25 protein-coding genes are annotated in these 26,593 nt (G+C 44.1%); 23 read left to right on the plus strand and 2 right to left on the minus strand.

The window, feature by feature from the left end:
* Positions 1-25 precede the first annotated feature (25 nt).
* Genes J2Z69_RS04665 through J2Z69_RS04705 form a run of 9 tightly spaced genes read left to right on the plus strand, consistent with a single transcriptional unit; the run spans position 26 to position 8,631 of the window.
* Positions 26-1,192, plus strand: a complete 1,167-nt coding sequence (locus J2Z69_RS04665; protein WP_209859590.1) for a hypothetical protein — start codon at positions 26-28, stop codon at positions 1,190-1,192.
* Complete coding sequence (iolB, locus tag J2Z69_RS04670; RefSeq protein WP_209859592.1) at positions 1,185-1,943, plus strand: 5-deoxy-glucuronate isomerase; 759 nt, start codon at positions 1,185-1,187, stop codon at positions 1,941-1,943. The genes J2Z69_RS04665 and iolB overlap by 8 nt, the downstream gene beginning before the upstream one ends.
* A 24-nt stretch (positions 1,944-1,967) precedes the next feature.
* Entirely contained in the window at positions 1,968-3,008 is a 1,041-nt protein-coding gene (locus tag J2Z69_RS04675) for a zinc-dependent alcohol dehydrogenase (protein ID WP_209859594.1), read from the plus strand.
* Between the two features lie 38 nt (positions 3,009-3,046).
* Complete coding sequence (locus J2Z69_RS04680) at positions 3,047-3,841, plus strand: class I fructose-bisphosphate aldolase (RefSeq protein WP_209859596.1); 795 nt, start codon at positions 3,047-3,049, stop codon at positions 3,839-3,841.
* Positions 3,838-5,118 (plus strand): MFS transporter, encoded by a 1,281-nt coding sequence (locus J2Z69_RS04685; protein WP_209859598.1) that lies wholly within the window; start codon positions 3,838-3,840, stop codon positions 5,116-5,118. Before J2Z69_RS04680 ends, J2Z69_RS04685 begins: the two co-directional genes overlap by 4 nt.
* 13 nt (positions 5,119-5,131) lie before the next feature.
* Positions 5,132-6,004, plus strand: a complete 873-nt coding sequence (locus J2Z69_RS04690; RefSeq protein WP_209859600.1) for an inositol monophosphatase family protein — start codon at positions 5,132-5,134, stop codon at positions 6,002-6,004.
* Positions 6,005-6,006: 2 nt separating this feature from the next.
* A complete protein-coding gene (locus tag J2Z69_RS04695; protein ID WP_209859602.1) occupies positions 6,007-7,047 on the plus strand; it encodes an NAD-dependent epimerase in 1,041 nt (346 codons plus the stop codon).
* A 16-nt stretch (positions 7,048-7,063) separates the two neighbouring features.
* Positions 7,064-7,957 (plus strand): protein kinase family protein, encoded by an 894-nt coding sequence (locus J2Z69_RS04700; protein ID WP_209859604.1) that lies wholly within the window; start codon positions 7,064-7,066, stop codon positions 7,955-7,957.
* Positions 7,958-7,995: 38 nt separating this feature from the next.
* Positions 7,996-8,631 carry a polysaccharide deacetylase family protein gene (locus tag J2Z69_RS04705; RefSeq protein ID WP_209859606.1) on the plus strand — a complete coding sequence of 212 codons (636 nt, stop codon included), beginning with the start codon at positions 7,996-7,998 and terminating at the stop codon, positions 8,629-8,631.
* A 133-nt stretch (positions 8,632-8,764) separates the two neighbouring features.
* On the opposite strand, the gene J2Z69_RS04710 is transcribed toward J2Z69_RS04705, so the two are convergent.
* The gene (locus J2Z69_RS04710) at positions 8,765-9,430 is read right to left on the minus strand and encodes a TetR/AcrR family transcriptional regulator (RefSeq protein ID WP_209859608.1); all 666 of its coding nucleotides are present in this window, start codon (positions 9,428-9,430) and stop codon (positions 8,765-8,767) included.
* 178 nt (positions 9,431-9,608) lie between these two features.
* Here J2Z69_RS04710 and J2Z69_RS04715 point away from each other — a divergent pair, with 178 nt between their 5' ends.
* The 11 genes from J2Z69_RS04715 to J2Z69_RS04765 all read left to right on the plus strand — a co-directional run bounded on the left by J2Z69_RS04715 (position 9,609) and on the right by J2Z69_RS04765 (position 22,082).
* Positions 9,609-11,117: a DHA2 family efflux MFS transporter permease subunit gene (locus J2Z69_RS04715; RefSeq protein WP_209859610.1), complete on the plus strand. Its 1,509-nt coding sequence runs from the start codon at positions 9,609-9,611 to the stop codon at positions 11,115-11,117.
* 332 nt (positions 11,118-11,449) lie between these two features.
* Positions 11,450-11,725, plus strand: a complete 276-nt coding sequence (locus tag J2Z69_RS04720; protein ID WP_209859612.1) for an acyl carrier protein — start codon at positions 11,450-11,452, stop codon at positions 11,723-11,725.
* Positions 11,726-11,750: 25 nt separating this feature from the next.
* Positions 11,751-13,253 (plus strand): hypothetical protein, encoded by a 1,503-nt coding sequence (locus J2Z69_RS04725; RefSeq protein ID WP_245338948.1) that lies wholly within the window; start codon positions 11,751-11,753, stop codon positions 13,251-13,253.
* Positions 13,254-13,275: 22 nt separating this feature from the next.
* The gene (locus tag J2Z69_RS04730; RefSeq protein ID WP_209859613.1) at positions 13,276-14,382 is read left to right on the plus strand and encodes a hypothetical protein; all 1,107 of its coding nucleotides are present in this window, start codon (positions 13,276-13,278) and stop codon (positions 14,380-14,382) included.
* Positions 14,354-15,529 (plus strand): radical SAM protein, encoded by a 1,176-nt coding sequence (locus tag J2Z69_RS04735; RefSeq protein WP_209859615.1) that lies wholly within the window; start codon positions 14,354-14,356, stop codon positions 15,527-15,529. The genes J2Z69_RS04730 and J2Z69_RS04735 overlap by 29 nt, the downstream gene beginning before the upstream one ends.
* 59 nt (positions 15,530-15,588) lie before the next feature.
* Positions 15,589-16,572 (plus strand): ABC transporter ATP-binding protein, encoded by a 984-nt coding sequence (locus J2Z69_RS04740; RefSeq protein WP_209859617.1) that lies wholly within the window; start codon positions 15,589-15,591, stop codon positions 16,570-16,572.
* Positions 16,569-17,378 (plus strand): ABC transporter permease, encoded by an 810-nt coding sequence (locus tag J2Z69_RS04745; RefSeq protein WP_209859619.1) that lies wholly within the window; start codon positions 16,569-16,571, stop codon positions 17,376-17,378. The genes J2Z69_RS04740 and J2Z69_RS04745 overlap by 4 nt, the downstream gene beginning before the upstream one ends.
* A 3-nt stretch (positions 17,379-17,381) precedes the next feature.
* The gene (locus tag J2Z69_RS04750; RefSeq protein ID WP_245338949.1) at positions 17,382-18,194 is read left to right on the plus strand and encodes an ABC transporter permease; all 813 of its coding nucleotides are present in this window, start codon (positions 17,382-17,384) and stop codon (positions 18,192-18,194) included.
* Between the two features lie 181 nt (positions 18,195-18,375).
* Entirely contained in the window at positions 18,376-19,401 is a 1,026-nt protein-coding gene (locus J2Z69_RS04755; RefSeq protein ID WP_209859622.1) for a zinc-dependent alcohol dehydrogenase, read from the plus strand.
* A 19-nt stretch (positions 19,402-19,420) separates the two neighbouring features.
* Positions 19,421-21,079: a glycoside hydrolase family 3 protein gene (locus J2Z69_RS04760; RefSeq protein ID WP_209859624.1), complete on the plus strand. Its 1,659-nt coding sequence runs from the start codon at positions 19,421-19,423 to the stop codon at positions 21,077-21,079.
* Complete coding sequence (locus tag J2Z69_RS04765; RefSeq protein WP_209859626.1) at positions 21,039-22,082, plus strand: hypothetical protein; 1,044 nt, start codon at positions 21,039-21,041, stop codon at positions 22,080-22,082. The genes J2Z69_RS04760 and J2Z69_RS04765 overlap by 41 nt, the downstream gene beginning before the upstream one ends.
* 148 nt (positions 22,083-22,230) lie before the next feature.
* Here J2Z69_RS04765 and J2Z69_RS04770 read toward each other — a convergent pair whose 3' ends face one another.
* The gene (locus J2Z69_RS04770; protein ID WP_209859628.1) at positions 22,231-23,616 is read right to left on the minus strand and encodes an MFS transporter; all 1,386 of its coding nucleotides are present in this window, start codon (positions 23,614-23,616) and stop codon (positions 22,231-22,233) included.
* A 116-nt stretch (positions 23,617-23,732) separates the two neighbouring features.
* On the opposite strand from J2Z69_RS04770, the gene J2Z69_RS04775 reads away from it, so the two are divergent.
* The 3 genes from J2Z69_RS04775 (at position 23,733) to J2Z69_RS04785 (ending at position 26,466) form a co-directional block, all read left to right on the plus strand.
* A complete protein-coding gene (locus J2Z69_RS04775; protein WP_209859630.1) occupies positions 23,733-24,620 on the plus strand; it encodes a LysR family transcriptional regulator in 888 nt (295 codons plus the stop codon).
* Between the two features lie 86 nt (positions 24,621-24,706).
* Positions 24,707-25,795, plus strand: coding sequence for a low temperature requirement protein A (locus J2Z69_RS04780; protein WP_209860505.1), 1,089 nt, complete (start codon positions 24,707-24,709; stop codon positions 25,793-25,795).
* A gap of 143 nt (positions 25,796-25,938) precedes the next feature.
* Entirely contained in the window at positions 25,939-26,466 is a 528-nt protein-coding gene (locus tag J2Z69_RS04785; protein ID WP_209859638.1) for a hypothetical protein, read from the plus strand.
* Positions 26,467-26,593: the final 127 nt, after the last annotated feature.

A 26,593-nucleotide genomic window follows, 5' to 3' on the forward strand; every position in this document is an offset into this window, starting at 1 on the left:
ATCTATCTAAGGAGATTGATAAGACATGGGAGAATTGAATATATCGATATCTATTATGACTCACCCCATGAGGCGAAGGCTTGCAAAAGAAGTTGCGGAACAGCTTAGTCATGAGACTGTAGATATCATTATTGATCCCGACCCGTGGAGTGGTCCAGCTACATTAAGAACTTCCATAAAGGCATGGGCATCCATAAAACCAGACGCTACTCATCATATCGTACTCCAAGACGATGTTCTGCTCGTAGATCAATTTATGGACCATGTTCGTGATGCGGTGAGTATGTCGCCACATACTCCGGTTGCATTTCACACAGATTGGATGTCTAGAAATGGAATGGTCGTGCGCTTGGGTACTTGGTCTGGGGCTAGAATGATCGATGCGGTGCCCGAATATACTCCCTGTCTGGCTTTAGTCATGCCGCGTCATCAAATTGAGGGATTCTTAAGTTTTGTTAAAGATTGGCCGGATCCGCTAGAGGCAGATGATGATGTAATGAGAAAATACTTCGCAGCTTATCAGATTCAACTTAAATTAACCCTGCCTAATCTGGTAGAACATTTAAGATACAAGAGTCTCGTAGGCAATGATAGTCAAGGGAAGCGATCTTCTTCTTGTTTTGTCTCGACCTTGGAACCACAATATTTCCTAAAACCATCCACATGCCTTAGTGGATTGGATGATCTACCTTATTTTAGACGAGCTGAGATTACGCTTTATTCCAGGCAAAAGCAGGACAGCTCTGAATATTATGAGCAGGGCACAGCAGCTTATGAGTGGAGTAAACTAGGTCTCAAAGAATTCGCCTCAAAGTATGATATCGATCTGGATCACCTTATGGAACAATATAATTCTTTTCTAGATCAACAAGATGTAGATCAGATTCATCTGTGGTTAAAGTTACTCTCTCCCCGAGCGTTATGGGGGCTGTGGATCAGTGGCTATATTTTAGAATGGTCAAAAAGTTTAGCGCCTTTGTCGAATATAGCTCATCAGGAACATGTTCCTGAACAGGTAAGAGATAGGATTAGATCTACCTTAATTATTGGCGGGCTGTTCCCGGAAATGTCCCATCTTGAACTGATAGAACATACTAGCAATCTCATGCCTGTGGTCAATGCAGGTATTGAAGCGGCTCATAAATCAAATGCAATGATACCATACCGAGGAGGGAGTGAGTCTCATGTCTAAGACGTTACCATCATCTCTGGAGCTGGGTTCCAATCTTGCTGTGGAAGTTCGAACCCTGGAGGAAGGTCATCATTTCACGATAGAAACAGGACCGTCCGAGTATGTAATTGTAATTTTGACAGGTACCTGCAGTGTAAAGATAGAGTCAAGTGAACAAATGTTTGATCATTTGGGAGGAAGAACGAGTGTGTTCGACGGCGTGACAACTTCGGTATATCTACCCAAGTCTTGTCAAGCTTATATTGAAGCTAATAGCAGTACTACGAGTGTTGCACTCGTGTCCGCACATGCCCACACGGAGAGAGAAGCGTATGTAATTATGCCAAATGAGGTACGCATTGAACACCGAGGACAAGCCTCATGGCAAAGAGAAGTACACACAATTATAACCGATTCGCACAAGACAGATGCCTTAATTGTGGGGGAAACGTTCAGTACAACAGGAGTCTGGTCCGCTTATCCACCTCACAGACACGATCTAGATCAGCTCCCCAATGAATCGAATCATGATGAAATATTTTACTTTAGAATCGAACCAGACACTGGATTCGCCGTCCAAGTCAGTTATGAGACAGCTGCTTCGCCCAAGCAAGCTTCAATTATTCAGCATGAAGACTTTTTGTCAGTCAATGAGGGATACCATTCGTTCGTTGCAGCTGCGGGTCACAAGTTCTATTATTTGTGGGCTTTGGCAGGCAAAAATCGCAATTTTGTTATGCATGTAGATGAGCAATACGACTGGCTGGAATAATGTTGTGAAGGGAGGAATCCTGTAATGACTCAAGAACTCATGATGTCAACGCATCTATGGCATGGACCCCGTCTTCCACTAGAAGAGAAACGTATTCCTATTCCTCAAATCGAAGATCGTCTTGATGTAGTCGTTCGCATTCGTGCTGCGAATTTCGGAGCCGCTCTCGGACGCGCGGTTACCGTAGGGCATCCCAAACTTAAGCCACCTGCGGTCCTTGGAACTCTAATTGCCGGAGATATCATTGCCAAAGGAGACGGTATTTCATTACCTTTAGGGGCCAGAATTACAGTCGATCCTCATCCGCCATGTAATCATTGTGCGAATTGCAGAAATAATCTAGAGGCACTCTGTACTACGAAATATACCTTGGAACCAGGTGGCATGTCTGAATATGTACGAATACGTGGACCGCTTAGTCATTCCATTCATCTTATTCCTGAGCAGGTAACTTACGCAGAAGCAGCATATACAGAAATTGTGGCTTGTGTTATGGAAGCGACGCGCTTAGGAAATATCGAATTTGGGGATTCCGTTGTAATTATCGGGTGCGGACCTACCGCCCTGATTCAAATTCAGCTTGCACATCTGAGAGGGGCAGGTAAAGTCATCTGCCTATTCAACCATATGGAACGACAAGATCGAATTGCAGAGTTAGGGGCTATTCCAATTTACAGTTTAGAAGCTGACTTTGAAGAGACCATTCATCAGATCACAGACGGTGGAGCTAATACAGTAATAGAGCAGGTGGGTACCCCGGAGACCTATTCACTTGCCTTGAGGCTTGTACGCTCTGGTGGTACCGTAGTAGGATTTGGAGGTTCAAAGAAAGATACAAATATTCAGATCGATCCGAACTTCATTCATTATCAGAATATTACTTTTAAAGGTAGCTATCATTATCGGCGAGGAACATTTGAACGTGCTTTAAAGTTGTTGAATTTGAAGAAAATTCAATTGCATTCTATTCTTACGCACTCGATCCCTTTGAACCAAGTGAATGAAGCTGCTGCGCTAATCAAGCACCCTGATTGTATTGCGTTAATGGTGCGGTCTCAAGATTAAGTATCCTATTAAATATCTCTGTAGAAGGAGTAGGTTCAATGAATAATATTAATAATGTTGCAGGTCAATGGATCCGTTTAAGAAGAATATTGAATCCCCATACAGGCAGATCACTAATTATTCCTTTGGACCACGCAATTACTTCAGGTCCAGTAAAAGGGTTAACCCATCCGAGCAAAATTGTAACTATGGCTGCTCAATCAGGAGCCGATGCGGTCATGTTACGACCCGGTCTAATCCATGCCGTGGCGGAGACGGATTCTAAAAATCTAGGAATTATATTAGCACTCACGGGCAGATTCGATAGAGGAATTGATCATGTATTGCTGAATTCGGTCGAACATGCATTGCGTTATGGAGCGGATGCCATATGTACTGAATTTAAGTTCGGATCGGACGGTGATTTGGAGAATGCTAAGATGGCTAGTGAAATCACCGAACGAGCGCATCAATATAATTTACCGGTGCTGATGACGATCTATGCTATACCGGGCCAAGTGCAAAGATTAGGCGAAGGAGCCTACGCTCATGCATGCCGAATTGGTGAAGAATTAGGTGCGGATATGGTCAAAATCTACCTACCAAATGACGAAGAAGTGATACAAAGCTGCTTAGATGCGGTAAGTGTTCCGCTCATTATGGCAGGCGGCTCGAAATCGAATACCGATGAATTCTATGATCATGTGGAGACCGCGATTCAATTAGGCGTAGCTGGAGCAGCGATTGGCAGAAACATTTGGGAACATGACAATTCTTCAGAGATTGCTTCTAAATTAGCAGCTATCATTCATGAACGCAATCCCAAATTAGAACAAGAGCAACTCTATATATGAGTAATTTAGAAACAAACACAACGAAGATTGCAGAAAAAAGCCAGCTCTGGCAAAACAAAAACTTTGTTGCCTTATTGCTAGGACAAGTAAGTTCAAATCTTGGTACTCAGCTCACAGAATTTGTAGTTCCCATACTCATCTTAGAAATGTACAAGTCTGCAGTAATTGCTGGTTTTGTAGGAGCCGCGCAGCAGATTCCTTATCTTATATTTGGTTTATTTGCCGGTGTTCTAGCCGATCGTATAGACCGAAAAAAAATCATGGTATTCAGCAATATCATCCGATCGATTGCCTTACTTTCGTTAGCTATTGGCTGTATATTCAATACACTTACACTAACGCATATTGTCATTGTGGTCATTATATCGGGCATTGCTTTTGTGTTCTTTGATGCCTCCGAAAATGCCGCTTTCCCTAAAATTGTATCGCAACGTGATCTGCCCAAAGCCGCTTCGCTTACTGAAGGATTTGTCACGATTACAGAATTGCTTGGCCCCTCCTTAGGCGGACTATTCTTAGTTATTGCAGGAAGTACATTGTTAGGGGCGGGGTATACATTTGGATTCGATGCCATTACCTACATGTTTTTTGCGATGATGATTTTGCGAATTCGAGTGTCTCTCCAAGATCCTACCCGATTAGATGCTCTGCGGAACACGAATTTAGGATATAAAGTGGTCTTTACGGATGCAGCAACAGGGATGAAATTCCTGTGGAATCATGTCCAATTAAGACAGACTGCCTTCTCCAATATGATTAACTGTCTTCTTTTAGCGCCGCTGGGTTTAGTCGTTATTTACTTCTCAAAGCATGTGCTCATGAACAGTACCACCCTTACCGGCCTAATCTTCACAATCGGAGGATTAAGCGCCATCGTCGGTTCCCTTTTAACAGAGCGAATTACACAGCATTTCTCCCTTTTGAAAATTATGGTGTTATCTAATATCCTGTGGGGACTGGGTGCAACTGTGGTGTCTTGGAGTCATGGATTTCTACAACTCGTTATCGGCTGGGGCCTCATTTCTTTCATCATGCCCGTCTATTTTTCTGTGCTGTATGCCTATCGAATGCGAATTATACCCGATGATTTGAGAGGCAGAGTGGGTAGTGTCTATCGTGTAATGGCTCAATCCGGATCTCCTATCGGTCTTGCTCTAGGAGGATTGATGCTGAATAGTCTGGGTGCGCAAGTTACAGCATTCAGCTTGGCCATTGCTTTCATCCTAAATTTGGTTTGGATTTATCCCCTGAATCAGGCGAACAAAAATAAGGATTAATGGAGGTGTCAAGATGATCCCTAGCACGATAACGGATGATCTGGAATTCGCTTTAACCTTAATGGATGCAGCCGATACGTTAACACTTCATTTTTTTCAATCCGAGAACTTAGAGACGGAGACCAAGGAAGATGAGACGCCCGTTACAAAGGCAGACAGGCTAGTGGAAGAGCAGCTAACTGCAATGATTAATAAAGAAAGACCTTTTGACCATATCTTAGGAGAAGAATTTGGGGTTAGCGAAGGAAAAGGTGGTCGGCGGTGGATTATAGATCCTGTAGATGGTACAGCCGGATATTTAAGAGGACAACAAGTGTGGGCAACTTTACTTGCCTTAGAAGAAGACGGTGATATCATTTTAGGCATCGTATCTGCCCCCGCAATGAACAAACGGTGGTGGGCATCCAAAGGAAAAGGCACATGGAGTGCACCTTGCAGACCAGAGGGAGCAAATCAACAAGCTGCACGCTGTTTTGTATCGAAAGTAGCTAGTTTAAGGAATTCCCAGTTCTCATTCTCTAGTCCATGGAGCTGGGCTGAAGCAGACGTATTGCCAAGCCTATTGGACCTTTGCTCTAATTCAGAAAGATCAAGAGGCTTCGGTGATTTTTTATCCCATGTCATGGTGGCTGAAGGTACGATAGATTATGCTTGTGAACCTATCACATCGCTGTGGGATTACGCGGCTTTCATTCCTATTATTGAGGAAGCAGGAGGGAAGATTACTAATTTCAGTAATTTAAAAAACCTTACTAGCACAAGCCTCATCTGCAGCAATGGGTTGCTTCATGAGCGTATTATCAGAGCGATAGAACACCCGAGTGTACATGTGCGTTATTCTCTCCATAATAGCGATGACGAACCTGTCTTGGAAAGGGAGTACTGAACATGAAAAATCAACATATTCTGGTTACAGGTTGTGCTGGTTTTATTGGCTCTCAAGTGGCTCTTAGGCTGCTTAGCGCGGGTTGCACGGTAGTAGGCGTGGACAATGTGAATCATTATTATGATGTACAACTTAAGCATGATCGTCTGGACCAATTGTTACACTACGAAAGTTTTACATTTCATCAAATGGATATCGAAGATCGGGAGAGCATAGAAAATTTGTTCAGTACAGAGCAGTTCACTTCGGTCATTCACCTAGCTGCACAGGCCGGGGTGCGATATAGTAAGGAAAATCCTTTTCAATATATTAATTCGAATATCGTGGGCTTCATGAGCATTTTAGAGGCTTGCAGAAAGCACCCGATCTCTCATCTACTGTATGCCTCTTCGAGCTCTGTGTATGGAGCTAACACCAACCTTCCTTTTTCAGTGAACGATAATGTAGATCATCCTCTAAGCTTATATGCCGCTACGAAAAAGGCAAACGAGCTTATGGCCCACTCTTATAGCCATTTATATAACATACCGACTACAGGATTAAGATTTTTTACAGTGTATGGTCCATGGGGAAGACCGGATATGGCGCTGTTTATTTTTGCAAAAGCGATTATGGAAGGCAGATCTATAGACATTTACAACAATGGGCTGATGATGCGCGATTTCACCTATATTGATGATATCGTAGAAGGAATTATTCGATTACTTCCGTTAGCTCCCGATAATAATCCTTTGTGGGATAGTAGTATTTCAGACCCAGGCAACAGTATGGCACCTTATAAGGTGTATAATATTGGGAATAATAACCCCGTTCAACTTATGGATTTTATCACTACGCTTGAACATCATCTTGGCAAAAAGGCGAAAAAAAACTATATGCCTATGCAAGACGGCGATGTCCCTGAGACCTATGCGGAGATTAACAGTCTCGTCGACCTCATTGGGTATAGACCCAAGACAAGTATTGATATAGGCATAGGAAAGTTCGTAGATTGGTATGTGCATTACTACGCTAATCGTGTAGTAGCCTCGAAGTCTGTCTAGAGTAAGGAGCTACAAAATGACCAAAGGCCAAGTAGAATTAAGTATTGATAATGTAAAATTTCACTTGCTTCAATATGATGATTTCCAGTGGATTCATAAGTATGGACAAGTCTTTTGTGTATTCGATCAGCAAGAATCCGGCAATTTGTCATTTGGCATCAGACAAGGTCAGAAGAAGTTGTTCTTGAAATTTGCGGGTGCAAAGACAGTTCGGTATGAGGGTTCTGTGTCCGATGCCATTGAGTCATTAGAACAATCGGTCGTGCTCTATCAAGACTTAGCCCATCCTTCACTAATTAAATTACTGGATTCATTTACATGCGCGAGCGGGTTCGGTCTACTATTTGAGTGGGTTGAAGGGGAGTCTCTGCATCCACATTGGCTATTCTCAAAAGTAAATAAATATAGCCACTCGCAGTCATCCTATTATCGATTTAGGCAACTTCCTATGCTTAAGAAACTTCAAGCTATAGAACAGATTTTTGATTTTCATGTACTCGTGGAAGACAAAGGTTATGTTAGTGTAGATTTTTATGATGGCAGTATTCTATATGATTTTACCCGGGATATACTGAAAATTTGCGATATTGATTTCTTTAGAAAACGTCCGCTAGTCAACGAAATAGGCGATCCATTTTGGGGGTCTCATCGATTTAAATCACCCGAGGAGTCCCTGAAAGGGGCCATTTTGGATGAACGAACCCTTGTCTTCAACATGGGGGCCTTTGCTTTTTGTCTGTTAGGCGGGGAACTCGATCGAGGAATTGAACATTGGATGGGTGATGAATCATTATATAAAGTGGCGCTTAGGGCCGTTAATCCGGATAGACACACCCGTTATCCCTCAGCTAAAGCTTTCAAGATGGCTTGGGATAAAGCCGTAAATGAATTAAAAGTTTTACATAATTGAGGCTTATTTCGATGTAATATGAGGGAGGAAGGATGGACGTGAATACAATCCCAATTATCCGACATGTGGATACGGATGAACAGGTGGTTGCTTTGACATTCGATGATGGTCCGCATGAGCAATTTACTACGCAAATTTTAGACCTTTTTAGAGAACATGATGCCAAGGGTACTTTCTTTGTATTAGGTACACATGTGGAACAATATCAGGACTTAACGAGGCAACTCCTTCAGGAAGGCCACGAAATCGGCAATCACACCGTTACCCATCCTAGACTCTCCCAATTAGATGAACTAGCCACAAGACAAGAATTAGAACAAGCTGAAAAAATTATATATGACGTTACCGAATATAGACCTACCTTATTTCGACCTCCATATGAAAGTTATATTCCCATGACCGTTCATGTTGCGCGTGAAGCGGGTTATACTTTTGTGTTATGGACAGGTGGCAAAAATACATTAGACTTCAGCAAGCCAGGTGTGACGGACATTGTAGAGCGAGCATTAAAGGATTTGAAACATGGAGACATTATATTGATGCATGATAGTAGTGAAGAACCGGAATGTGACAGGCAACAAACTATTGATGCACTAAAAATCATATTGCCTGAGTTAAAAAAAAGAGGCATCCGCTGCGTTACGATCTCAGAGTTATTGAGCAAAGCAAGGTAGAGCACATAGAGCATAGCACGACTAGATGAATCCGCGCATAGCGCGGATTTTTTCTATCTCAACGTTAACCCATCCAAATTTAAGCTGTAATAGACATTAGATGTTGACTATTACAACAAATTTCAGCATTATTTTATGCCTGCTTAAGTCCCGTCACAAACAACCTCAAGATACCTTCTGTAATTTGTATTTTAGTTAACCCATATTGTTTTTGCTGATAGAGATAAAGGTCCGGACTGAGCACGGCAATTAAGGCAGTGGCAGTGAATTGAGGATCCATATCGATAGTTTCCTTTGCATCTACAGCACGTTGCAACAGTTCCGTCATTACCCTATTAAGTCGCTGGAAAAAAGGTTGTTCGAACTGGGTAAGCTGTCTTTTGCCAATGAACTCCGATTTAATCAGATGCAGCAGTTCGGCATGTTGCTCAATGAAATCCACCGCATTTACAATAGTGTCTCGCAAATGGTCTAATGGCCCAAGAATGGGATGCAGCAGTTCTTCCTCCATAGTGACCAGAAATCTCTCAGAACTATCTCGAATGAGGGCTGAACAAATCTCTCCTTTGTCTCGGAACCTTCTATATAGAGAACCTTGTCCAATACCTGCACGTTTAGCAATGCCATACATACTCACAGCATCCAGTCCGCTTTCGGCAAAAAGATCCCGCCCAGCTTCTAAAATACGCTGCACGTAGGCGTCTTGAGTATCTATTTCCGTTCCGCCATGATGATTGGTGGGGGTTAATGGCGGATGTTCAATATCATTAGAATCAGAATTTATCTTTACATCTTTCATAATAATCTCCCTTCAGGAATCAATATGATGTGTCACTTGAATTATGTATTTGACTCATCGGACAATTGTCCGTATACTAAATATGGAAATGCGGATAACTGTCCGCAAGGCAATTATATAGAAAAGCTGTACGGCGGTCAAACTTGCCGATGAAGCCTATTATAGGAGGAAATAAAGTATGCAAGAAGCAGTAAAGTCAGATGCTAATTTTCGTTTATCCAGTATTCTCGTTCCTTTAATAGCCATCATTGCAGGTGTATTTATGGTTGTGCTGGATAGTACAGCGATGAATGTAGCCTTATCCACCTTGGTTGTTGATTTTCACACGGATTTACCAACATTACAATGGATTGTGACCGGATATATGCTAGCACAGGCTTCCGTAATTCCGTTATCGGGCTGGCTATCTGACCGTTTTGGAGTTAAAAACGTTTTCTTGACCGCAGTCATTATATTTACAATTGGTTCCATTCTGTGCGCCACCCCTAGCAGTGCACCATGGCTAATTGCATTTCGGGTGCTGCAAGGAATAGGTGGAGGTTGTGTAGTTCCGGTAGGGATGGCCTATGTCTACAGGCTTGCTCCTAAAAGCAAAGTAGGTATCGTCATGGGCATCATGGGCATTCCAGTGTTGTTCGCTCCTGCTATTGGTCCTGTATTATCTGGCTGGTTGGTCCAGTATCATTCGTGGCGTTGGATCTTCCTAATTAACATTCCTATTGGCATCATCTGTATACTGATTGGACTACGAAAACTTCCCAATTCGGAGCGGAGTCAAGTACCCGGTATGGATAAGTTAGGTATGGTTCTAGGACCGCTAGCTTTTGCTTCGTTGACCTACGGCGTTAGCCAAGGAGCAGAGAGTTGGTCTTCCAATAAAGCGGTTCTCGGCATATCACTCGGTTTGGTAGCCCTAATAGCTTTTGTCATCGCTGAGCTTCGATCCAAGACGCCTCTACTGGAACTTCGTATTCTAAAGTCTATAGATTTTAGTGCTGGGATAATCGTGCAGTGGATTTCTCAGTTTGGTCTGTATGGGGCGCTCTTCTTACTCCCGCAGTTTTTGCAACAGGCTCGCGGTTTCGGCGCTTTTGATACGGGGTTAACTTTGCTTCCTCAAGCGATTGCCGCAGGAATTATCATGCCGATTGCAGGAATATTGTTCGATAAAATCGGAGTGCGATGGTTGGTTGTCTGCGGACTCAGTCTCGTCTCAGGAGCTTTGTTGCAATATTCTCACGTCGATTTGACAACTCAAAGTCGTGATTTAATATTGCCCTTAATTATGTGTGGTGTAGGGATGGGACTCATGGTTATGCCAATGAATACCCACTTGCTGAACAAAGCCCCAAGCCATCTGGTCAATCGGGTGACTTCGCTGACTAACTCCATGCAGCAAGTAATCAATTCTCTAGCCGTGTCTACGTTGGTTACGATTTTAACTTCCAAAGCGGCAACGCGCGGAGCTGAAATGAAGGCGAAACTCGCAGGAACACAAGCGACGCAAGCTTCACCAGATACACTCAAGCTTGCTAAGCAAACGGTGCTTGCCCAAGGTTTTGATGATACCTTCCACATTATGATTTTTGTTGCGTTGGGCGGTGCGGTACTTGGACTGCTTCTGCGTAGAGGAAGAAAAAGCAAAGAAGTAGGGAACCAACCCCATCCTGAAATTATGCACGGCTAAGCTAATGCCGAGGATGTAGGCATGAATAAGGAACTTAATTTATTTAGTTAAAGGAACTTAATTTATTTAATTAGAAGAAAAAGAGCTACCAATTGGTAGCTCTTTTTTAATAGGATCAACTATTCTAAATTGATGAAAATTAGTATCTTTCTCCCCTTCGGATGCTCGTATATATGTTAATTAATACCATTAATCTTTGACAGTTTTTAACAGGAATAGGATAATAGATTTAACTAAAGGAGAGGAGACAACGAAACACGTTTTGGATTGGAAAATGAAAACGTAAGGATTGTAGATGTCCTTATACATCAACCCTTTAAAGGAGTGTAGTCATGTACGATAAAATTATAGACATTTTATGTGCTATCAAAGATGACCAACCGGAACTCCGCCAATCGCTGTCTCCCCATACGGATCTGAACAATGATATAGGTCTCGATTCTCTGCAAATGATTCAATTCATGCTTAAAGTCGAAGATCAGTTACAAGTGGATATTGACTATGACCTGTTCGATTACGAACATCTTCATTCGATCGACGCTTTTATTACTTTTCTAAAAAGCTGCCATTCACATGAACAGCCGTTATACGAAGATGTCAAACCTTGAATTCGGTAATATACCGAAAATCATTATGGGTACCTTCGATCCCGAGACACGTTGGAGAGATCCCCAACTAGCTCAGATGCCGGCTATGCCCGATAGAAACCGTGAAGCCATAGTCCTCTGCATGGACGAGCTGCTCTTTCCATTCTGCGGGCCAGACGATGTTCTGTACAGCCGCTGCAAAATGGATCCGGGGTTGCACGAGTATTTGAATGGGCTCGGCTTTTCTTTTCAGTCTTGGTATCACTTTGATTTGCTCGATGAGCAGGAGCCTCTTCCTGAACCGGACGTTTTCAAACAGTGTATGTTCAGACTTGCGGTCGATCAAGATAAACTTCTTAATCATTCACACAAAGTGAGAATGGCGGCAGCTTCTACTTATTCTGGGGGATTACTCAGGTCAGAGTTCGCCAATTCATCTTTTCGTCCATTAGATGCTGTACATCCATTAGATGATGAAAGAATAAAAGAATCATCGGATGGAGTGGGAACTACTTCTGATTCAAAAATTCTGTCTCCTTACGCCATTACCGCGGATACTGAAGCTTACATGCATGCCAAAGGGCCATTTCATCCTTTGCCAAGTCTTGACACGGTTATACACGTGAATTCAAAGATATATTCCAACCGACTCTTGGCAAGAATCGGTGAGACATACGGCGGCATAGAAGCAAACAGCGCTGTGGATATAGAGACCGCTGGGAATACCTTTTTGAAGCGTGGACCTTATCTGCTGAAAGATCCTTTTGGTGTGTCGGGTAAAGGTAATCTTCTCATTGATAGTGAACCCATGCAGCGAAGGATAGCGGATCATCTGCATAAACAGGAGAAAAAGGGACTACGATCCCAATTTTTGCTGGAGCCCCTTCTGATGAAAAAGATAGATTTCAGTTCTCACTGGTTCATCCATGAGGAGGGAGAGAAGGAATATATCTCTGTTCAGCGGATGATTAACCATCAGCAAAATTACGGCGGATCTATCAAAGCGGACGTGGCCTTTATCCGTCTACTTGAGAATGCTGGTTATTTTATCGTGATAGATAAAGCGCTAAGCATTCTGGCAGAAGACGGCTACCACGGCTTCGTATGCTTTGACTCCATGATTCTAGAGGACGGAAGCGTCATCTCCATAGTGGAGATTAACGCCCGCAAGTCTATGGGTCTGATTAATGCTTATCTTGATAAATGCTGGGAAAAGCACGGTTGGCTAACATTTCTCTCTCTTGGTCTTCCAGAAGGATTCGAGTTCAGTAAACTGATGCAGGCTTTGCGCAGACACAATCTTCTACTGACGGTCGCTGACGGGTATGGAGTTGTTCCTCTTTCATCCAATACGGTAATGGTGAACGAGATTCAGGCTCGTCGCCGTATAGCTGGTGGAGTACAGAACAGTGGAATACAGAACAGACGAGGCATGGCGAAGGGAAGGCTGTATGTGTCGGTGGTGGGTCGAGACGATGAACACCGCAGTCAACTTGTCCAAAGCTTACGCCAGATCCTCTCCGACTTGTCTGTTAAAGTATATAACTAATCTTAGGACTCGGGGGCTGCGCATGAATCCATCTTCGGTTACTTTACTAGCGTCGGGTAACTCGCTCGGCGCATACATTCCAGCTATGCACCTGCACACTTACCTGAAACGTAAAGGAATCCGAGCAGATGTTCATGTTCTGGAGAACTTGTATCACGAAGAAGTCAGACGCAAGATTCGGTCCACCAAAAAAGCGTTCCATGCGAATTTCTCCGTTGCCCGTATGGGACATAGGCTGGCCAAACCCATTGGCTCATCGCTAAGCGAGCAAGCAGTCCTAAAATTGTTGGACGATTGGCAGCGGAGCTGTAACACCCGATTTGCCGTGTTCACCGGATTTTGGTTGCCAATTTTAGAGCGCTACCAGGCGGCTACGGGCCAAACAATGGATATCCAGCTAATCCGGCTGGATGCGTGGGATACACCATCGTTCAAGGTGCACAAGCAGTTGTATCCCAATTACAACAACGTTTGGTTCTATGATCCTTCGGAACTGTCGCCTTACAGCTACATTGCTTCCGATGAAACGGAGCCTCTTCCTTTTGAGCAGCGTAGCGGACGCATTCTAATTCACGGAGGCGGCTGGGGGATTGGTACTTACGCTGAAACGGTCCACGAGCTTTGTGCACTCGGTCATCACCTTGATGTAATCGTCTATGATCCCTCCGAAGTGGAAGAGGATGACGGAGTTACACGGTATTATGGAACGGATGTTTCATGGGATCCGTGGAGCAGGGATACGAAGGGAAGGCATACATTTCCACCGATGGTCCGTTATGTCCGTGAGAATGGCACTCTCCATGAGTATCCGCTTCAGAATTATTCCACTTACACCGACTTGATGCGTAATTGCACGGCAATAATCAGCAAGCCGGGGGGAGCTACGCTGAACGACTCCCTGTCTTACGGAATTCCCTTTGTCATGGTGGAGCCATTCGGCGACCATGAGCTTCATAATTTGACCTACTGGGAATCAAGGGGACTCGGCATTCGGTTTGCAGAATGGAAATCTAATGATTTTTCGGAACATCTGCTAGAAGGTATATGCATACGTTTGCTGGAGCAACGTTCAACAATCATCCATTTTGGGAGGAATACTTATGCAGCCGAAAACAGCAGTTACGTTTGACGAACTGACATTCCGTAATATGAAAAGAACCCTGATTCCACTTGCGGAGACGGGGAGAAAGCGTCGGGAAGATCCGGCCTATGCAGCACCCGTGCCTTACGAGATCGGAATCAAACTAAATAATGGCTGTAACCTGCGCTGCAAACACTGCTTCGAATGGAATCCGGAAGGCTTTCATCACGGATTTGCCAAAGAAGTGAAAAATGATGAAATTGAGATTCCCGTCGTGGAGAAGCTTCTCGCTGAGACAAGAGAACGCAAATCACGTGTCTTCCTGTGGGGCGGCGAGCCGTTATTTTATTCCAAATTCGACGAATTAGCAGAACTGCTGGCTAAAGAAGATCGATACACAACCATTTGCACGAATGCGATTCTTATTGAACAGAAGCTCGATTCTATCCTCAAAATGTCGGAAAACCTCGTTATGTTAATAAGCCTGGAAGGCTTCGAGCAGGAGAATGATGCGATCCGGGGCAAAGGGACATTTAAGAAAGTGATCCACGCCATACAATTGCTTCTAAATTTGCAAAAGCAAGGTTTGTATAAAGGCAAGGTGTCCGTAGCTTTAACGGTAAACGACCAGATGGTTGGCAAGCTCTATAGCTTTATGGAATATTTCGAAGAAATGGGCGTAGATTCCGTTTACTTTTGCTTCCCCTGGTATATCCCTTCCGAGACAGCGGAGAGAATGGATACCTATTTCGATGCGCATTTCCCGCATCTGGCTTCTCGTTTTGCAGAAGACCACAAAAATAGCTGGCATTCCTTCACATTTCACATTTCCCCGGACAATTTTGATACGTTAATCAACGAGCTTAATCGCGTCAATTCACGAATCTGGAATGTACGCATCCGCTATCAACCTGCGCTTGAACCTGAAGAGGTAGAAGGGTTTATCCGGGGGAGCGAGAAACCCGCTATGAACCGGTCGAAGTGCTTTTCGATCTCGAACCGTATGGATGTCATGCCGGACGGCAAAGTGAATCCATGCAAATTTTTCCCGGAATTCAGTGTCGGCAATCTGTATGAAGAGAGTGTAGCGGATATTTTCCACGGTGAGGACCTTCGTAAACAGCGCGAGATTGTAGCCTGCGGCCTGATGCCGATCTGTTCCAAATGCGTGCTGCTGTATAACAATGGAATTTAAGTATTCAAACTTTATGCCGCCCAACAGGCAAAACAGGCAAGGGTTCAGGAGGAGCGGGGATGGATAGTATCCGTGTGCGGAATCTGCACAAATCGTTCGTGTATTACCGGAAAGAAGCCGGGCTGAAAAATTCGCTGAAAAATTTATTTGCCCGCAAGTCGCTGGTGAAGGAAGCGGTCAAATCTGTTTCCTTCGACATCGGCCTTGGCGAGTGCGTCGGATTCCTTGGACCCAATGGGGCGGGTAAAACGACAACGCTCAAAATGCTGTCGGGCATTTTGTACCCAACTAGTGGTGAAGCCGATGTATTCGGATATGTGCCATGGGAGCGAAAGAACGAATTCAAACGGTTATTTTCCATTGTGATGGGCCAAAAAAACCAACTTTGGTGGGATCTTCCCGCAAGTGAGTCAATTTATTTGAACAAATGTATTTATGATGTGGACGATGATCTCTACCGCCGGAGTCTTGCTGAGTTATCAGAAATGCTGGATGTTCAGGAGCTTCTGAACGTGCAGGTGCGTAGGCTGTCCCTTGGCGAACGAATGAAAATGGAGCTCATCGCAGCGCTTATTCATCGGCCCCGCTTGCTTTATCTCGATGAACCGACCATTGGCCTCGATTTTCCCTCTCAGAAGAAGGTCCGGGAATTTTTGAAATATTACAATGAGCAGTTCGGGGCTACAATCCTGCTTACTAGTCACTACATGAAGGATGTGGAGGACCTGTGCAAGCGGACGATCATCATTAATGAAGGAAGTCTAGCCTATGATGGGCCATTTCATAAAATCAACCATCTTTTTGGTGAGCAAAAAATTATAAAACTACAGTTCTCCGAACCGGTTGCTGAGCAGCAGTTGGTTAGGTTCGGGAGAATCATTAGCGGGGACGACTACCACGCTGTGCTAGAAGTACCTATGTACCACTTGAAGGAAGTATCGCGTGCCATGCTCGATGTGTTCCCTATCATCGACTGGACCATAGAGGATGTGTCGATTGAAGAAAGCATTTCATTGCTCTATCGCAAGGAATCAGCGGTATGAACAGACGCAGATTATATAAGGCGATTTTTTCGATGGGTATTCAACATTCGATGGAATATCGCTTTCATTTCTTTCTCAGCTTGCTCGGAGCTGCTTTTCCTATCCTTGTTCAGTATTTTATCTGGACGGCAGTATACCGTTATTCCGGGCAAGCGGCACTATTTTCCTATTCATATGGTCAAATTATTTTATATACGATTTTGGCGGGGCTGGTGTCCAAGCTGATTGCTACTCAATTTGAGCAGCAGATTGCCGATGACATCAAAAATGGTGGACTTAACAAATATTTAATTAAGCCCGTCAGCTATTTTGGATATCGGCTGGTATCTTTTTTGGGGCAGAAGGTCATTTATTATGGGATTACAGCTCTATTACTCATCGGCATTATTTGGATTTCTTCCGCAAGACAATTACTCGATGTCCAAGCTGTACGTCTCACCTTATTTGCTTTCACGCTATGGGGAGCGCTTCTGCTCAACTTCTTGATCGTTTATTGTATCTGTGCCATTGCATTTTACCTGCATGAAATCTCCTACTTTTTTGTCATTACAAGTCTGCTTATCAATATATTGAGCGGTGGTATGTTTCCGTTGGAGATATTCGGTGAATCCGTGGTGAAGGCGCTCCAGTTCACACCATTTCCATATACCATTTATTTTCCAGTCAATGTCCTCAGCGGTAAAACAGAAATGGCCGCCATGTATCAAGGACTGCTCGTTCAAGGAGGATGGATTCTGCTTTTTTTCTGGATTTCTCGCCTTACATGGCGCGCGTCCATGAAGAAATATTCAGCGGTTGGAGGTTAGCAGATGTTCCATACGATGAGAATTGCGAGAAAATATATGACTCTATACGGAATTTTCATCAAGAACTGCCTCATTGCGCAGATGGAGTTCCGCGGCAATTTTATAATGAGCCTGCTGGTTGAATCCGTGTATCTGCTCGCCAAATTGCTGTATGTGCTTGTTGTGTTTCGTACGGATCTTCATGTCAATGGGATACCGCCCGAGGGGTTATTGCTTTTTATTGGCATGCATACCGTAGCGACTGGAATGTATGTCGGACTTTTTTTTACCAATTTCATGAAAATTCCCGAGTATATCAAAGACGGCTCGCTTGACCTCATGCTGACGAAGCCCGTTTCCCTGCAATTTATGGCTTCATTACGTTATGTGGATCTGGCCTTGCCCATTCCCGATATTGTCGTCGGGTTCGTTATGATCAGTATAGGCTGGAATGCTATGGATATTCCGCTGACATTCCTGCATTTCGCAGGGTTTGTTCTTTTGTTGGTTGTCTCCATTGTCATCACATACTGCCTGATGATTATCCCGGCCCTGCTGTCATTCTGGTTCGTCCAGACGGGCTCTTTGTTCGAAATGGCTCATTCCGTGTGGGACGCCAACAATTTTCCAATGGCCATTTACCCAGCATGGATTCGCCGAATCGGAACCTTCGTCGTTCCTTTGTTTCTCATTACCAATTTTGGACCGATGTTTCTGCTGGGGCAGCTCAGCTGGCTCTATGCGGCAATGGCGCTGATCGGTTCCCTCCTGCTCTTCGTAGCCATAAGGCTGCTCTGGAAACAGGCCGTAAAGGGATATAGTAGTGCGAGCAGTTGAACGGGGGCTATATTGCTATAAATAAACAGCGGATGGCAGAACATCTGTGGAACATCTACACCACCTGCTTATGCTCTCCTCAATGAGTGGGAAATTTCGATACCTTAGACTACTCCGGTTACTATTCTATACAAGCCTATACAAGGTTACTATCCTATACATGGAAAGGAAGTGCCTACACATGCCAGACATTGCAGCAGCCCTTACAATCACCTCGTTAAATTGCGTTTTTCAAGAGCCGGACCGGATCGAACTTATAGAGGAGTGTGTACCTGATCCGGGAGCGGGACAAATTTTGTGTGCAGCGCAAAAGTCGCTGATCAGTACGGGGACAGAACTCGCCTGTCTGAAGGGACGTTTTGACGAGGGAACAGTCTGGTCCTCATGGGTTCGTTACCCCTTCTATCCTGGATATTCTATGGCTGCGCAAGTGCTGAAGATTGGAAGCGGAGTAGAGGGCATAAAAGCCGGTGACAGGATCATCTGTCCAGCCGGGCACCGCCAATATTTTCTCGTGGATGCGGAAGAATCAGCGCTCATCCCAGAGTGGATTAGTGACGAAGAGGCAATTTTTACACAGATTGCGAAGGTTGCCCTGCTGGGAGTCCTGCGTGCTGAGCATGCTTTCGGAGAAAGAGTAGGTGTCATCGGACTTGGTCTGATTGGGCAACTTGTTATTCAGTATTTGAATAGGGGAGGGGCGCGCCAGATTATTGCGATTGCGCCTAGTACCTTTCGGCTGGACCAAGCCCACAAAAATGGAGCGACGGATCTGTTAAATCTTCCCGTGTCCCAAGCATTCGAACAAGTAGAAGAACTTACTGGCGGCAGAATGTTGGACACCGTCTACGATGTTACGGGTTCTTACGACGTACTCCCCTATTGCACACAATTGACTCGGGATCTCGGCAAAGTGATTTTGCTGGGGGATTCGACGGAGCCCTCCAAGCAGACCATCGGGCCAAATGTCGTATTCAATTCGGTTAGCTTACTAGGGATTCACGGCCGAATGATGGAGGGCTTCAAGGGTTGGACGGAAGCTGATATGAACAAGTTCATATTTGAATCCTTCCACCGGGGGAAGCTGGACGTTGCAAGTCTTGTTACTGAGAAAGTAAGCCCGCTTGAGGCTGTATCGGTATATGCCCGTCTCGCTGAGCATAAGTCCGACTTCTTAGGAGTCATATTCGATTGGTCACAATTGTAACCGCTGAGGAGGAAACCAAATGAGAGCATGCAATGAGCTTACGTTGAAGGAGAAGATCGGCCAACTGTTAATGGTCGGTTTTGACGGTCTTACACCGGATACAAATATACGGGACCTTTTGCAGAACCATTTGGTCGGTGGGGTAGTGCTCTTTTCCCGCAATCTCGAGAATCCTGAGCAGGCATTCGCCTTAACGCAGCAACTTCAGCAGTTGGGTAAGGCGACGACGGGCATACCGATGTGGATTGGAACGGATCAGGAGGGGGGCATGGTTGTTCGGATAAAGCAAGGGATTGCTCAGCTTCCTACTGCGATGGCTCTGGGAGCGGCATCTGATCCACAGTTGCTTTATGAAGCTGCCAAGGGTATAGCAAAGGAACTTAAGATGTTAGGCATTAACATGAATTTTGCACCAGTGGTGGATATCAACGTTAATCCTCTCAATCCGATCATTGACGTCCGCGCGTTCGGGGACAATGCTGAACGGGTCACCGAGCTTGGGATTGCCGCCATGCTTGGCTTTCAAGACGGAGGAATCGTCTCTGTCATTAAGCACTTTCCTGGGCACGGCGATACAGAGACGGATTCCCATGCGGAGCTGCCACTCTTACGACATTCCCTTGAGCGACTGCGCTCCATCGAACTCGTTCCGTTCCAGCGGGCTGTGCATGTGGGGGCTGACGCTATGATGACGGCCCACGTTGGTATTCCGTTGCTCAGTGGAGGAAAGTCCATTCCAGCCACGCTTTCCCCAGAAATTTTAACGGGTCTGCTGCGGGAGGAACTGGACTTTGGTGGGCTTATTGTGACCGATTGCATGGAGATGAACGCCGTAACGCAGGGGATTGGCGTGGGGGAGGCCGTCGTCCGAGCTTTGCTTGCCGGAGCGGATCTTCTTCTTGTAAGCCACACCTACGAAAGTCAATTGGAGGCGGTAGCTGCTCTGGAGCGTGCAGTGGCGGACGGGCGTCTTTTGGAAGAGAGAATTGATGCTTCTGTGGAGCGCATTTTACACCTAAAGAAGTTACGCATACCAATGCAGGGGGAGCGCTGTTGGGAAGAGACACGAAATTTATTGGAAAATCCGCAGACGCTCAAGTTGATCGAGTTACTCCGAGAGAAAAGCATTACCGCTATTACCCACGAAGGGGATGATTGCCGATTATCCCCTGAAGCTTTGACACTTGTGCTTTGGCCGAAGATAACGGCTGCTTGTAAATCTGAGGATGAGCCGGTATACAATGACACCCTTGGCAGCTACCTACGTCCTTTTATTAAGAGTAACTTTAAAGAATATGTATATGGAACCAATCCGAGTCCAGCTGAGATTATGTCCCTTGTGTCCGAAGCGGAGAAGTATGAGCAGATCGTAGTGGGGATTTTTCACACGGCTTCAAATCCCGGGCAGCCAGCTTTGGTCCACAAGCTCTTGGCCGGAGGCGCTAAGGTGATTCCGGTTTCTTTACGAAATCCGGTCGATCTTGCGGCTTTTCCAGAAGCTAAGGGTTCACTAGCCTGTTATGAACATCATCCACAAACGCTGCAGATGCTATCTCGTGTTCTAATGGGCCTGGCTGAACCTGTCGGAATTCTGCCGGTTACGCTCCCTTATTACTTGTCAAAAGGAGGAGAATCAGATGAATGCTGTTCAGCTTCCGGTGTTGAATCCACCACTTAAAGGTTTTCTACGATGGGCATACACGCTCTCGATCACGAGTGTCCATGGAGAAACGATTCCTTGGTATTACAGCAATTTTATTCAGTTGTCCTGCACCAAAAAATTTCTGGAGGACGGTAGTCAGTATTACATTGATTTTTTTCGGGGTAAGCCTAATGAGCTTAATTTCAACAATCCTTTTCTTTTAACTTGCTCCATCAATTATACGATTATGAATCATTTGGTTTTGGACGAATGGCCAAAATTTTTCGCGAATCAAATTCGTAGCGGCTATTATTGTGTTGTTTTTTTGGATGAATCCAAGTTATCTACTGCGGCCTGTTATCAGAAAGAGCCATTTCCACATCACCTCTTTTTATACGGGTTCGACTGGGACGAGAGCTTTTTTCATGCTTCTATGTTCGACCACACGGGAGTATACCGTAATCTACAGATTCCATTCCAGGAGTTCCAGGATGCTGTCCGCTCCATGAGAGATTTGTTGGATGAGAACCTCACGGCAGATCATCATACGTATTTGTATAAATACGAAATGCATTCTCCTTATCCTTTTGATAAAAAGGCCACAATTGACCAGCTGCGCGATTATCTTAATGAGGAGACCCACTTAAATCGAATCAATTACAATTTCGATGATGAGGAAGTGTTCGGCCTAAAGGTATACGACTATCTGCAAATGTACTTTGATGCCGTAAAGAATAAGGATTCTCGGCTGGGTGTCCGCAACGATATGAGGCACCTGCATGTCCTCTGGGAGCATAAAAGAGTAATGAGTGAGCGAATTGAATATCTGGTAGGCGAGGGGATCATTCCCTATGATGAAGAGCTTGTAGAAGGCTGCAAAAATATTACTACAAGAGCTAGGAAACTAAGGGATCAGTACATTCGTCATGAAATCCGTGAGGATCAGACCATGTTCGAGCAACTAAAGCTACGATTCGAGCAATTCCAGACTGAAGAACCCGCGCTCCTGCGCAGATTAATTACACTGCTCGAAGGCTGAAAAACCCCCCGGTAGAACCTACAAAAATTAATTATTCTACGGGGGCTTATAAGCTCGTGAATATACGATCCATTTTAATTATGAACTGTGCTCAGTAAGTCATGACATCATTAGATGTGAAATCCAAGTCTGTCTGGACTTGCTGAATCTATTCCTTTTCGAATTGTCCTAACTCCCCGCGTCGCCAGCTTAAGATTACCAAAGACAGTGCAATGAGCGTTAGAATAATCCCAAGCACGCTTAGCCCCTTGGCGCTGAATTGATCTCCCATTACGATGCCTATTAATAAGGAAGAGAGAATAGTTCCAAAATATCTGGATGTATTGAACAACCCGGAGGTGACTCCAATGATGGCTTTAGGTGAAGCCTTGAATAAAGCAACTTGCATAGCCACATTGTTCAGTCCATTGCTGATGCCAAATGCAGCCAAAGCGACACACACGCTTACAATCGGTGAAGATGGATTTAATAGCACAAGCCATATTGACCCAAGTGTCATCAGTAGGGTGGACACCTGCAATGCTAGATTGGGACCTGATCTGTCAATCCATCGCCCAGCAAAGGGAGAAGTGACTAAGGAGGATAACCCTAAGCTGAGCATGAGAATACCGGTGTGGAATTCGCTGACATGACGTACCATCTGCAAGTAGGAGGGAAGTCCAAAAAAAAGAGAATAATAGAGCAGGTTAACTAGCATAAATTCTATATTCAACCGAAACAGTGCGGGATACTTAAGGAAAGTTCGCAATGGAATGAAGGGAGTTGCCGCCTTGAATTCGTATCGTGCAAATACCGCTAATGCAATGAGCCCCACTACTCCGAGCCCCACATGTGCTAATGAAATGTGGCTGGTAGATTTTGCTGATAATACACTAACAAGCAGAGTAATCAGGCCAACAGTGAAAAGTATAATCCCTGGGGCATCTATGAAATGTATCCAGTTGCGAAAGGTCATGCCTTCTGCCATAGATCTTGATGGCACATCTTTAGGAATCATGTTCCAAGCAAGTATGAAGCTCACAACTACAATCGGTATATTGACTAGAAGAATCGCCTGCCATGCCCACACATGAAGCAATACCCCTCCAACAAAAGGCCCCATAGCTGCGGCCCCTGATAGAAATATGGACAATACGGACAGTGCTGTCGCTTGGTTGTCTGTAATATGAACTCGAACTAGCGCCATACCTACGCCCACTATCATACTGGTTCCAATGGATTGTATAATTCGAAATAGTATAAGCCAGCCAAAGCTCGGAGAGAACGGAGCCCCGAGTGATGCGATAAATACAACAACAAGCCCTATCAGAAATATTCTTCTTCGGCCAAATAAGTCACTGGCCTTTCCCATGATTGGCTGGGCAATGCTGCTAGCAATGTAAAATGAGAAGATCATCCAAGATACATCGGCAAAATTCAGATGGAATACGTTTTGTAAATTTGGAATAGCTACCGCTATCATAGAAGAATTTAATGGATTCAATAGTACACCTAATCCAACCGCTATCATGAACCACCAGTTTCGAACACTCATAGTTATATCCCCCTATCTATTGATGTCATCGTACTGAATTCTTCTTATTTATTCCAACGCATTTCATGTTATGATCTCATGGATCACAGGGAATGAGAGAGCGGGGAGGCTAGTGTGTGGAACTTCTACAATTGCAATATTTCTTAGCTGTAGCGCGAGTCGAGCATATGACCGAAGCGGCACGAAGTCTTCACATTACGCAATCTTCACTGAGTAAGACCATCCAACGATTGGAGGAGGATCTTGGAGTTCCTTTATTCGACCGAATAGGTAGAAAGCTGCGACTGAATGAGTTCGGAAGAACATTTCTACTTCGAGCAGAAAGAGCTTTATTTGAATTGGAACAAGGGAAGCAGGAACTCCTTGACTTATCTGGTACGGATTATGGAACACTCGAACTCGCCGTGACCACAGCCAGCACATTACCGCCTATTCTTAGAGAATTTAGGAAGAGGCGACCCCATATTCAGTTTCATGTGCAAATGTTAACTACGGAGGAGATGGTTACACTTCTTCGAAGAGGAGAGGTAGATTATTGCTTGTCTTCACCCCCTGTGGTAGGAGAGGAAATGGAGTGTCTAATTGTGTTTGTCGACCCCATTGTTGTGGCGGTTCCCAAGGAACATCGGCTGGCAGATCGAAAGAGTATTTGTTTAACGCAGCTAAGAGATGAATGGTTTGTCGGCGTGAAGAGAGGTTATGGCACACGCGATGTAGTAGATTCTAGTTGCAAATCAGTTGGATTTGAACCTAGATATGTATACGAGGGGGATGAACCTGCGAGGCTTAGCGCACTTGTAGAGGCAGGTATTGGAATCGCCTTTGTCCCAAGCACAGCCATTAATCCCAAGGAAGAGATTCATTATCTTCAGATAGAGAATCATGATCTAGTCAGGGAAGTTGCTTTGTTATGGCACAAAAGTCGATATATGTCGCAGGCTGCTCTGGAATTTCGGGATGTGGTTTTACAGTATTTTGAACAGAAAACTATGATGATAAAGTAGTATAACAAACTATGATGAGCAAGTAGTTTAACAAAAGGAGTAGATGAATGAATAAGCAGACACCCGGATCTCATCCTATCATTCGAATGCCAGAGAAAAAAGTAACTTGGTTGGAACTCTTTTATGATCTGCTCTTTGTGGCTGCCGTATCCAAAGCCAGTCATGTACTGTTACATGTCGAATCGGGTACGATTCCATTGGAGTACTTACTCAAATTCATCCTCATGTTCATTCCGATCTGGTGGGCATGGGTCGGACAATCGCTCTTCGTCAATCGTTTCGGACAGGATATGTTTTCGCATCGTATATTTATAATTCTGCAATTATTGTTTGTACTCATTATGACTGCAAGTTTATCCGTAAATTTTGATGCATACTATATTTCTTTTTTGATAGGATATGTAGGTTTGAGAGCTGTGACTGCTTTTCAATATCTATTCATATCTAAGATAGAAAAAGGGAATCGACAAAGAACTGCTCGCTACTTGGGGACTCGGTTCTGGATTGGTCTAGTCATTTCGGCCTTATCTCTATTTTTTGACGCTTGGGTGCGGTATATCGTTCTTTATGCTGGCATTGCTGTAGATATATTGATCCCCTTTTTTGGACGAAAATACTTGGTAAAAAGCCCTATACATACCCCTCATTTATTAGAACGCTTCGCCTTGTTTACGCTCATTCTTTTTGGTGAATCGGTTGTAAGTATTCTTGCTGTATTGCAATCAAGTTCATGGAATTGGAAGACTGTTGGGTTTGCTCTGTTTACTTTTCTATTTATCATCGCCATGTGGTGGCAGTATTTCGATAATGTTGAGAAGAAAGTAGACCAGACTCTAGAGACAGCCGGACAAACCATCATTTATGGTCATTTACCTATCTACGTCTCGCTGTGCATGATTGCAGCTTCAATTCAAATGCTGTTTTTGGAACAAGTGAGTTATCCGTTTACATTATGTCTTGTTTTCGGTTCAGTACTGCTCTATTTTTTGTCTACCTCGCTCGTCTTCCATCAATATAGGAATGCACAAGATAGACTAGGGTGGAGACATTTCATTCTGATGTTCGGATTACTCGTGGCTTTCTTTATCTTAAATTGGTATATCACTATGCCTAACTATCTTGTGGTTGGAGAGTTAATGACATTTTTTGCAGTGTACGCGAAGGTAACGACTTAAAAGATTGCACTGTTTGCAAGCATAGATTTGTATGGGACAAAGTATCTATTTTATCATCGACTTATTTTTCCAACATATGTATTCTGAATTGGGAGATCCATCTATCTCTTGATTCAAAGCACATCATACTAGGAGGCAACAACATGAGTGAGTTCAGTCAGAGTTATCATCTACGAACTAACGATAAGGAAGAAGCCGTTATGCTTATTAAGCGGACAGGCAAACATGGCTATGTCTTTGAGCCGCAGAATGGGTGGGTAACGTTCGTCATTGCAGATGGTGATTTTTCTGTTGATGAACAAGTGATAATTCATAACACGGGCAGAATTGTACATTATGTGTTTACAGAAGATCATTTTTGGGAATTTTTAGTCTATGACAAACAAGAGCTTATATTCGCATATCATTGCAATTGGGAGGAAGAAGAACTCGCAATTAAAGCTAGTCAAATAAATCTAAGTGTGCTTCAGCAACTGGCTACCGAACAAGGAAATCAGAGTGACGATCTGGAACAGATGTTCAACATAACTGACATCGAAGATCTCTTCGAACTAGAGATGCATCCTGCTTATGTGGTGACAGAGCGCTCAGGCATTGAACACTATCAATGGCTATCCTATAACTATATTCAAGAAGATCCTTCAGCTTATGAAGGGTTCACTAGAGTTTGATTTTTAATATGTAAATGACATGATGCACTCTACTTTCTCAATAATTTTATAGATGTTAGTTCAGCATAGAAGAGCCACCTCATTGGTGGCTTTTTTGTCTGTGTTGAAATTTATTTTTCTAGTATTG

Source organism: Paenibacillus shirakamiensis (genome assembly GCF_017874255.1).
Taxonomy (GTDB): domain Bacteria; phylum Bacillota; class Bacilli; order Paenibacillales; family Paenibacillaceae; genus Fontibacillus; species Fontibacillus shirakamiensis.

Coding starts and splice junctions, on each gene's coding strand:
- J2Z69_RS04770 (WP_209859628.1), bottom strand. CDS start 23,616: ATGAGTGTTCGAAACTGGTGGTTCATGATAGCGGTTGGATTAGGTGTA.
- J2Z69_RS04765 (WP_209859626.1), top strand. CDS start 21,039: ATGAATGCTGTTCAGCTTCCGGTGTTGAATCCACCACTTAAAGGTTTT.
- J2Z69_RS04710 (WP_209859608.1), bottom strand. CDS start 9,430: ATGAAAGATGTAAAGATAAATTCTGATTCTAATGATATTGAACATCCG.
- J2Z69_RS04760 (WP_209859624.1), top strand. CDS start 19,421: ATGAGAGCATGCAATGAGCTTACGTTGAAGGAGAAGATCGGCCAACTG.
- J2Z69_RS04755 (WP_209859622.1), top strand. CDS start 18,376: ATGCCAGACATTGCAGCAGCCCTTACAATCACCTCGTTAAATTGCGTT.
- J2Z69_RS04780 (WP_209860505.1), top strand. CDS start 24,707: ATGCCAGAGAAAAAAGTAACTTGGTTGGAACTCTTTTATGATCTGCTC.
- J2Z69_RS04735 (WP_209859615.1), top strand. CDS start 14,354: ATGCAGCCGAAAACAGCAGTTACGTTTGACGAACTGACATTCCGTAAT.
- J2Z69_RS04730 (WP_209859613.1), top strand. CDS start 13,276: ATGAATCCATCTTCGGTTACTTTACTAGCGTCGGGTAACTCGCTCGGC.
- iolB (WP_209859592.1), top strand. CDS start 1,185: ATGTCTAAGACGTTACCATCATCTCTGGAGCTGGGTTCCAATCTTGCT.
- J2Z69_RS04740 (WP_209859617.1), top strand. CDS start 15,589: ATGGATAGTATCCGTGTGCGGAATCTGCACAAATCGTTCGTGTATTAC.
- J2Z69_RS04685 (WP_209859598.1), top strand. CDS start 3,838: ATGAGTAATTTAGAAACAAACACAACGAAGATTGCAGAAAAAAGCCAG.
- J2Z69_RS04675 (WP_209859594.1), top strand. CDS start 1,968: ATGACTCAAGAACTCATGATGTCAACGCATCTATGGCATGGACCCCGT.
- J2Z69_RS04700 (WP_209859604.1), top strand. CDS start 7,064: ATGACCAAAGGCCAAGTAGAATTAAGTATTGATAATGTAAAATTTCAC.
- J2Z69_RS04715 (WP_209859610.1), top strand. CDS start 9,609: ATGCAAGAAGCAGTAAAGTCAGATGCTAATTTTCGTTTATCCAGTATT.
- J2Z69_RS04690 (WP_209859600.1), top strand. CDS start 5,132: ATGATCCCTAGCACGATAACGGATGATCTGGAATTCGCTTTAACCTTA.
- J2Z69_RS04665 (WP_209859590.1), top strand. CDS start 26: ATGGGAGAATTGAATATATCGATATCTATTATGACTCACCCCATGAGG.
- J2Z69_RS04785 (WP_209859638.1), top strand. CDS start 25,939: ATGAGTGAGTTCAGTCAGAGTTATCATCTACGAACTAACGATAAGGAA.
- J2Z69_RS04750 (WP_245338949.1), top strand. CDS start 17,382: ATGTTCCATACGATGAGAATTGCGAGAAAATATATGACTCTATACGGA.
- J2Z69_RS04680 (WP_209859596.1), top strand. CDS start 3,047: ATGAATAATATTAATAATGTTGCAGGTCAATGGATCCGTTTAAGAAGA.
- J2Z69_RS04725 (WP_245338948.1), top strand. CDS start 11,751: ATGGGTACCTTCGATCCCGAGACACGTTGGAGAGATCCCCAACTAGCT.
- J2Z69_RS04745 (WP_209859619.1), top strand. CDS start 16,569: ATGAACAGACGCAGATTATATAAGGCGATTTTTTCGATGGGTATTCAA.
- J2Z69_RS04695 (WP_209859602.1), top strand. CDS start 6,007: ATGAAAAATCAACATATTCTGGTTACAGGTTGTGCTGGTTTTATTGGC.
- J2Z69_RS04720 (WP_209859612.1), top strand. CDS start 11,450: ATGTACGATAAAATTATAGACATTTTATGTGCTATCAAAGATGACCAA.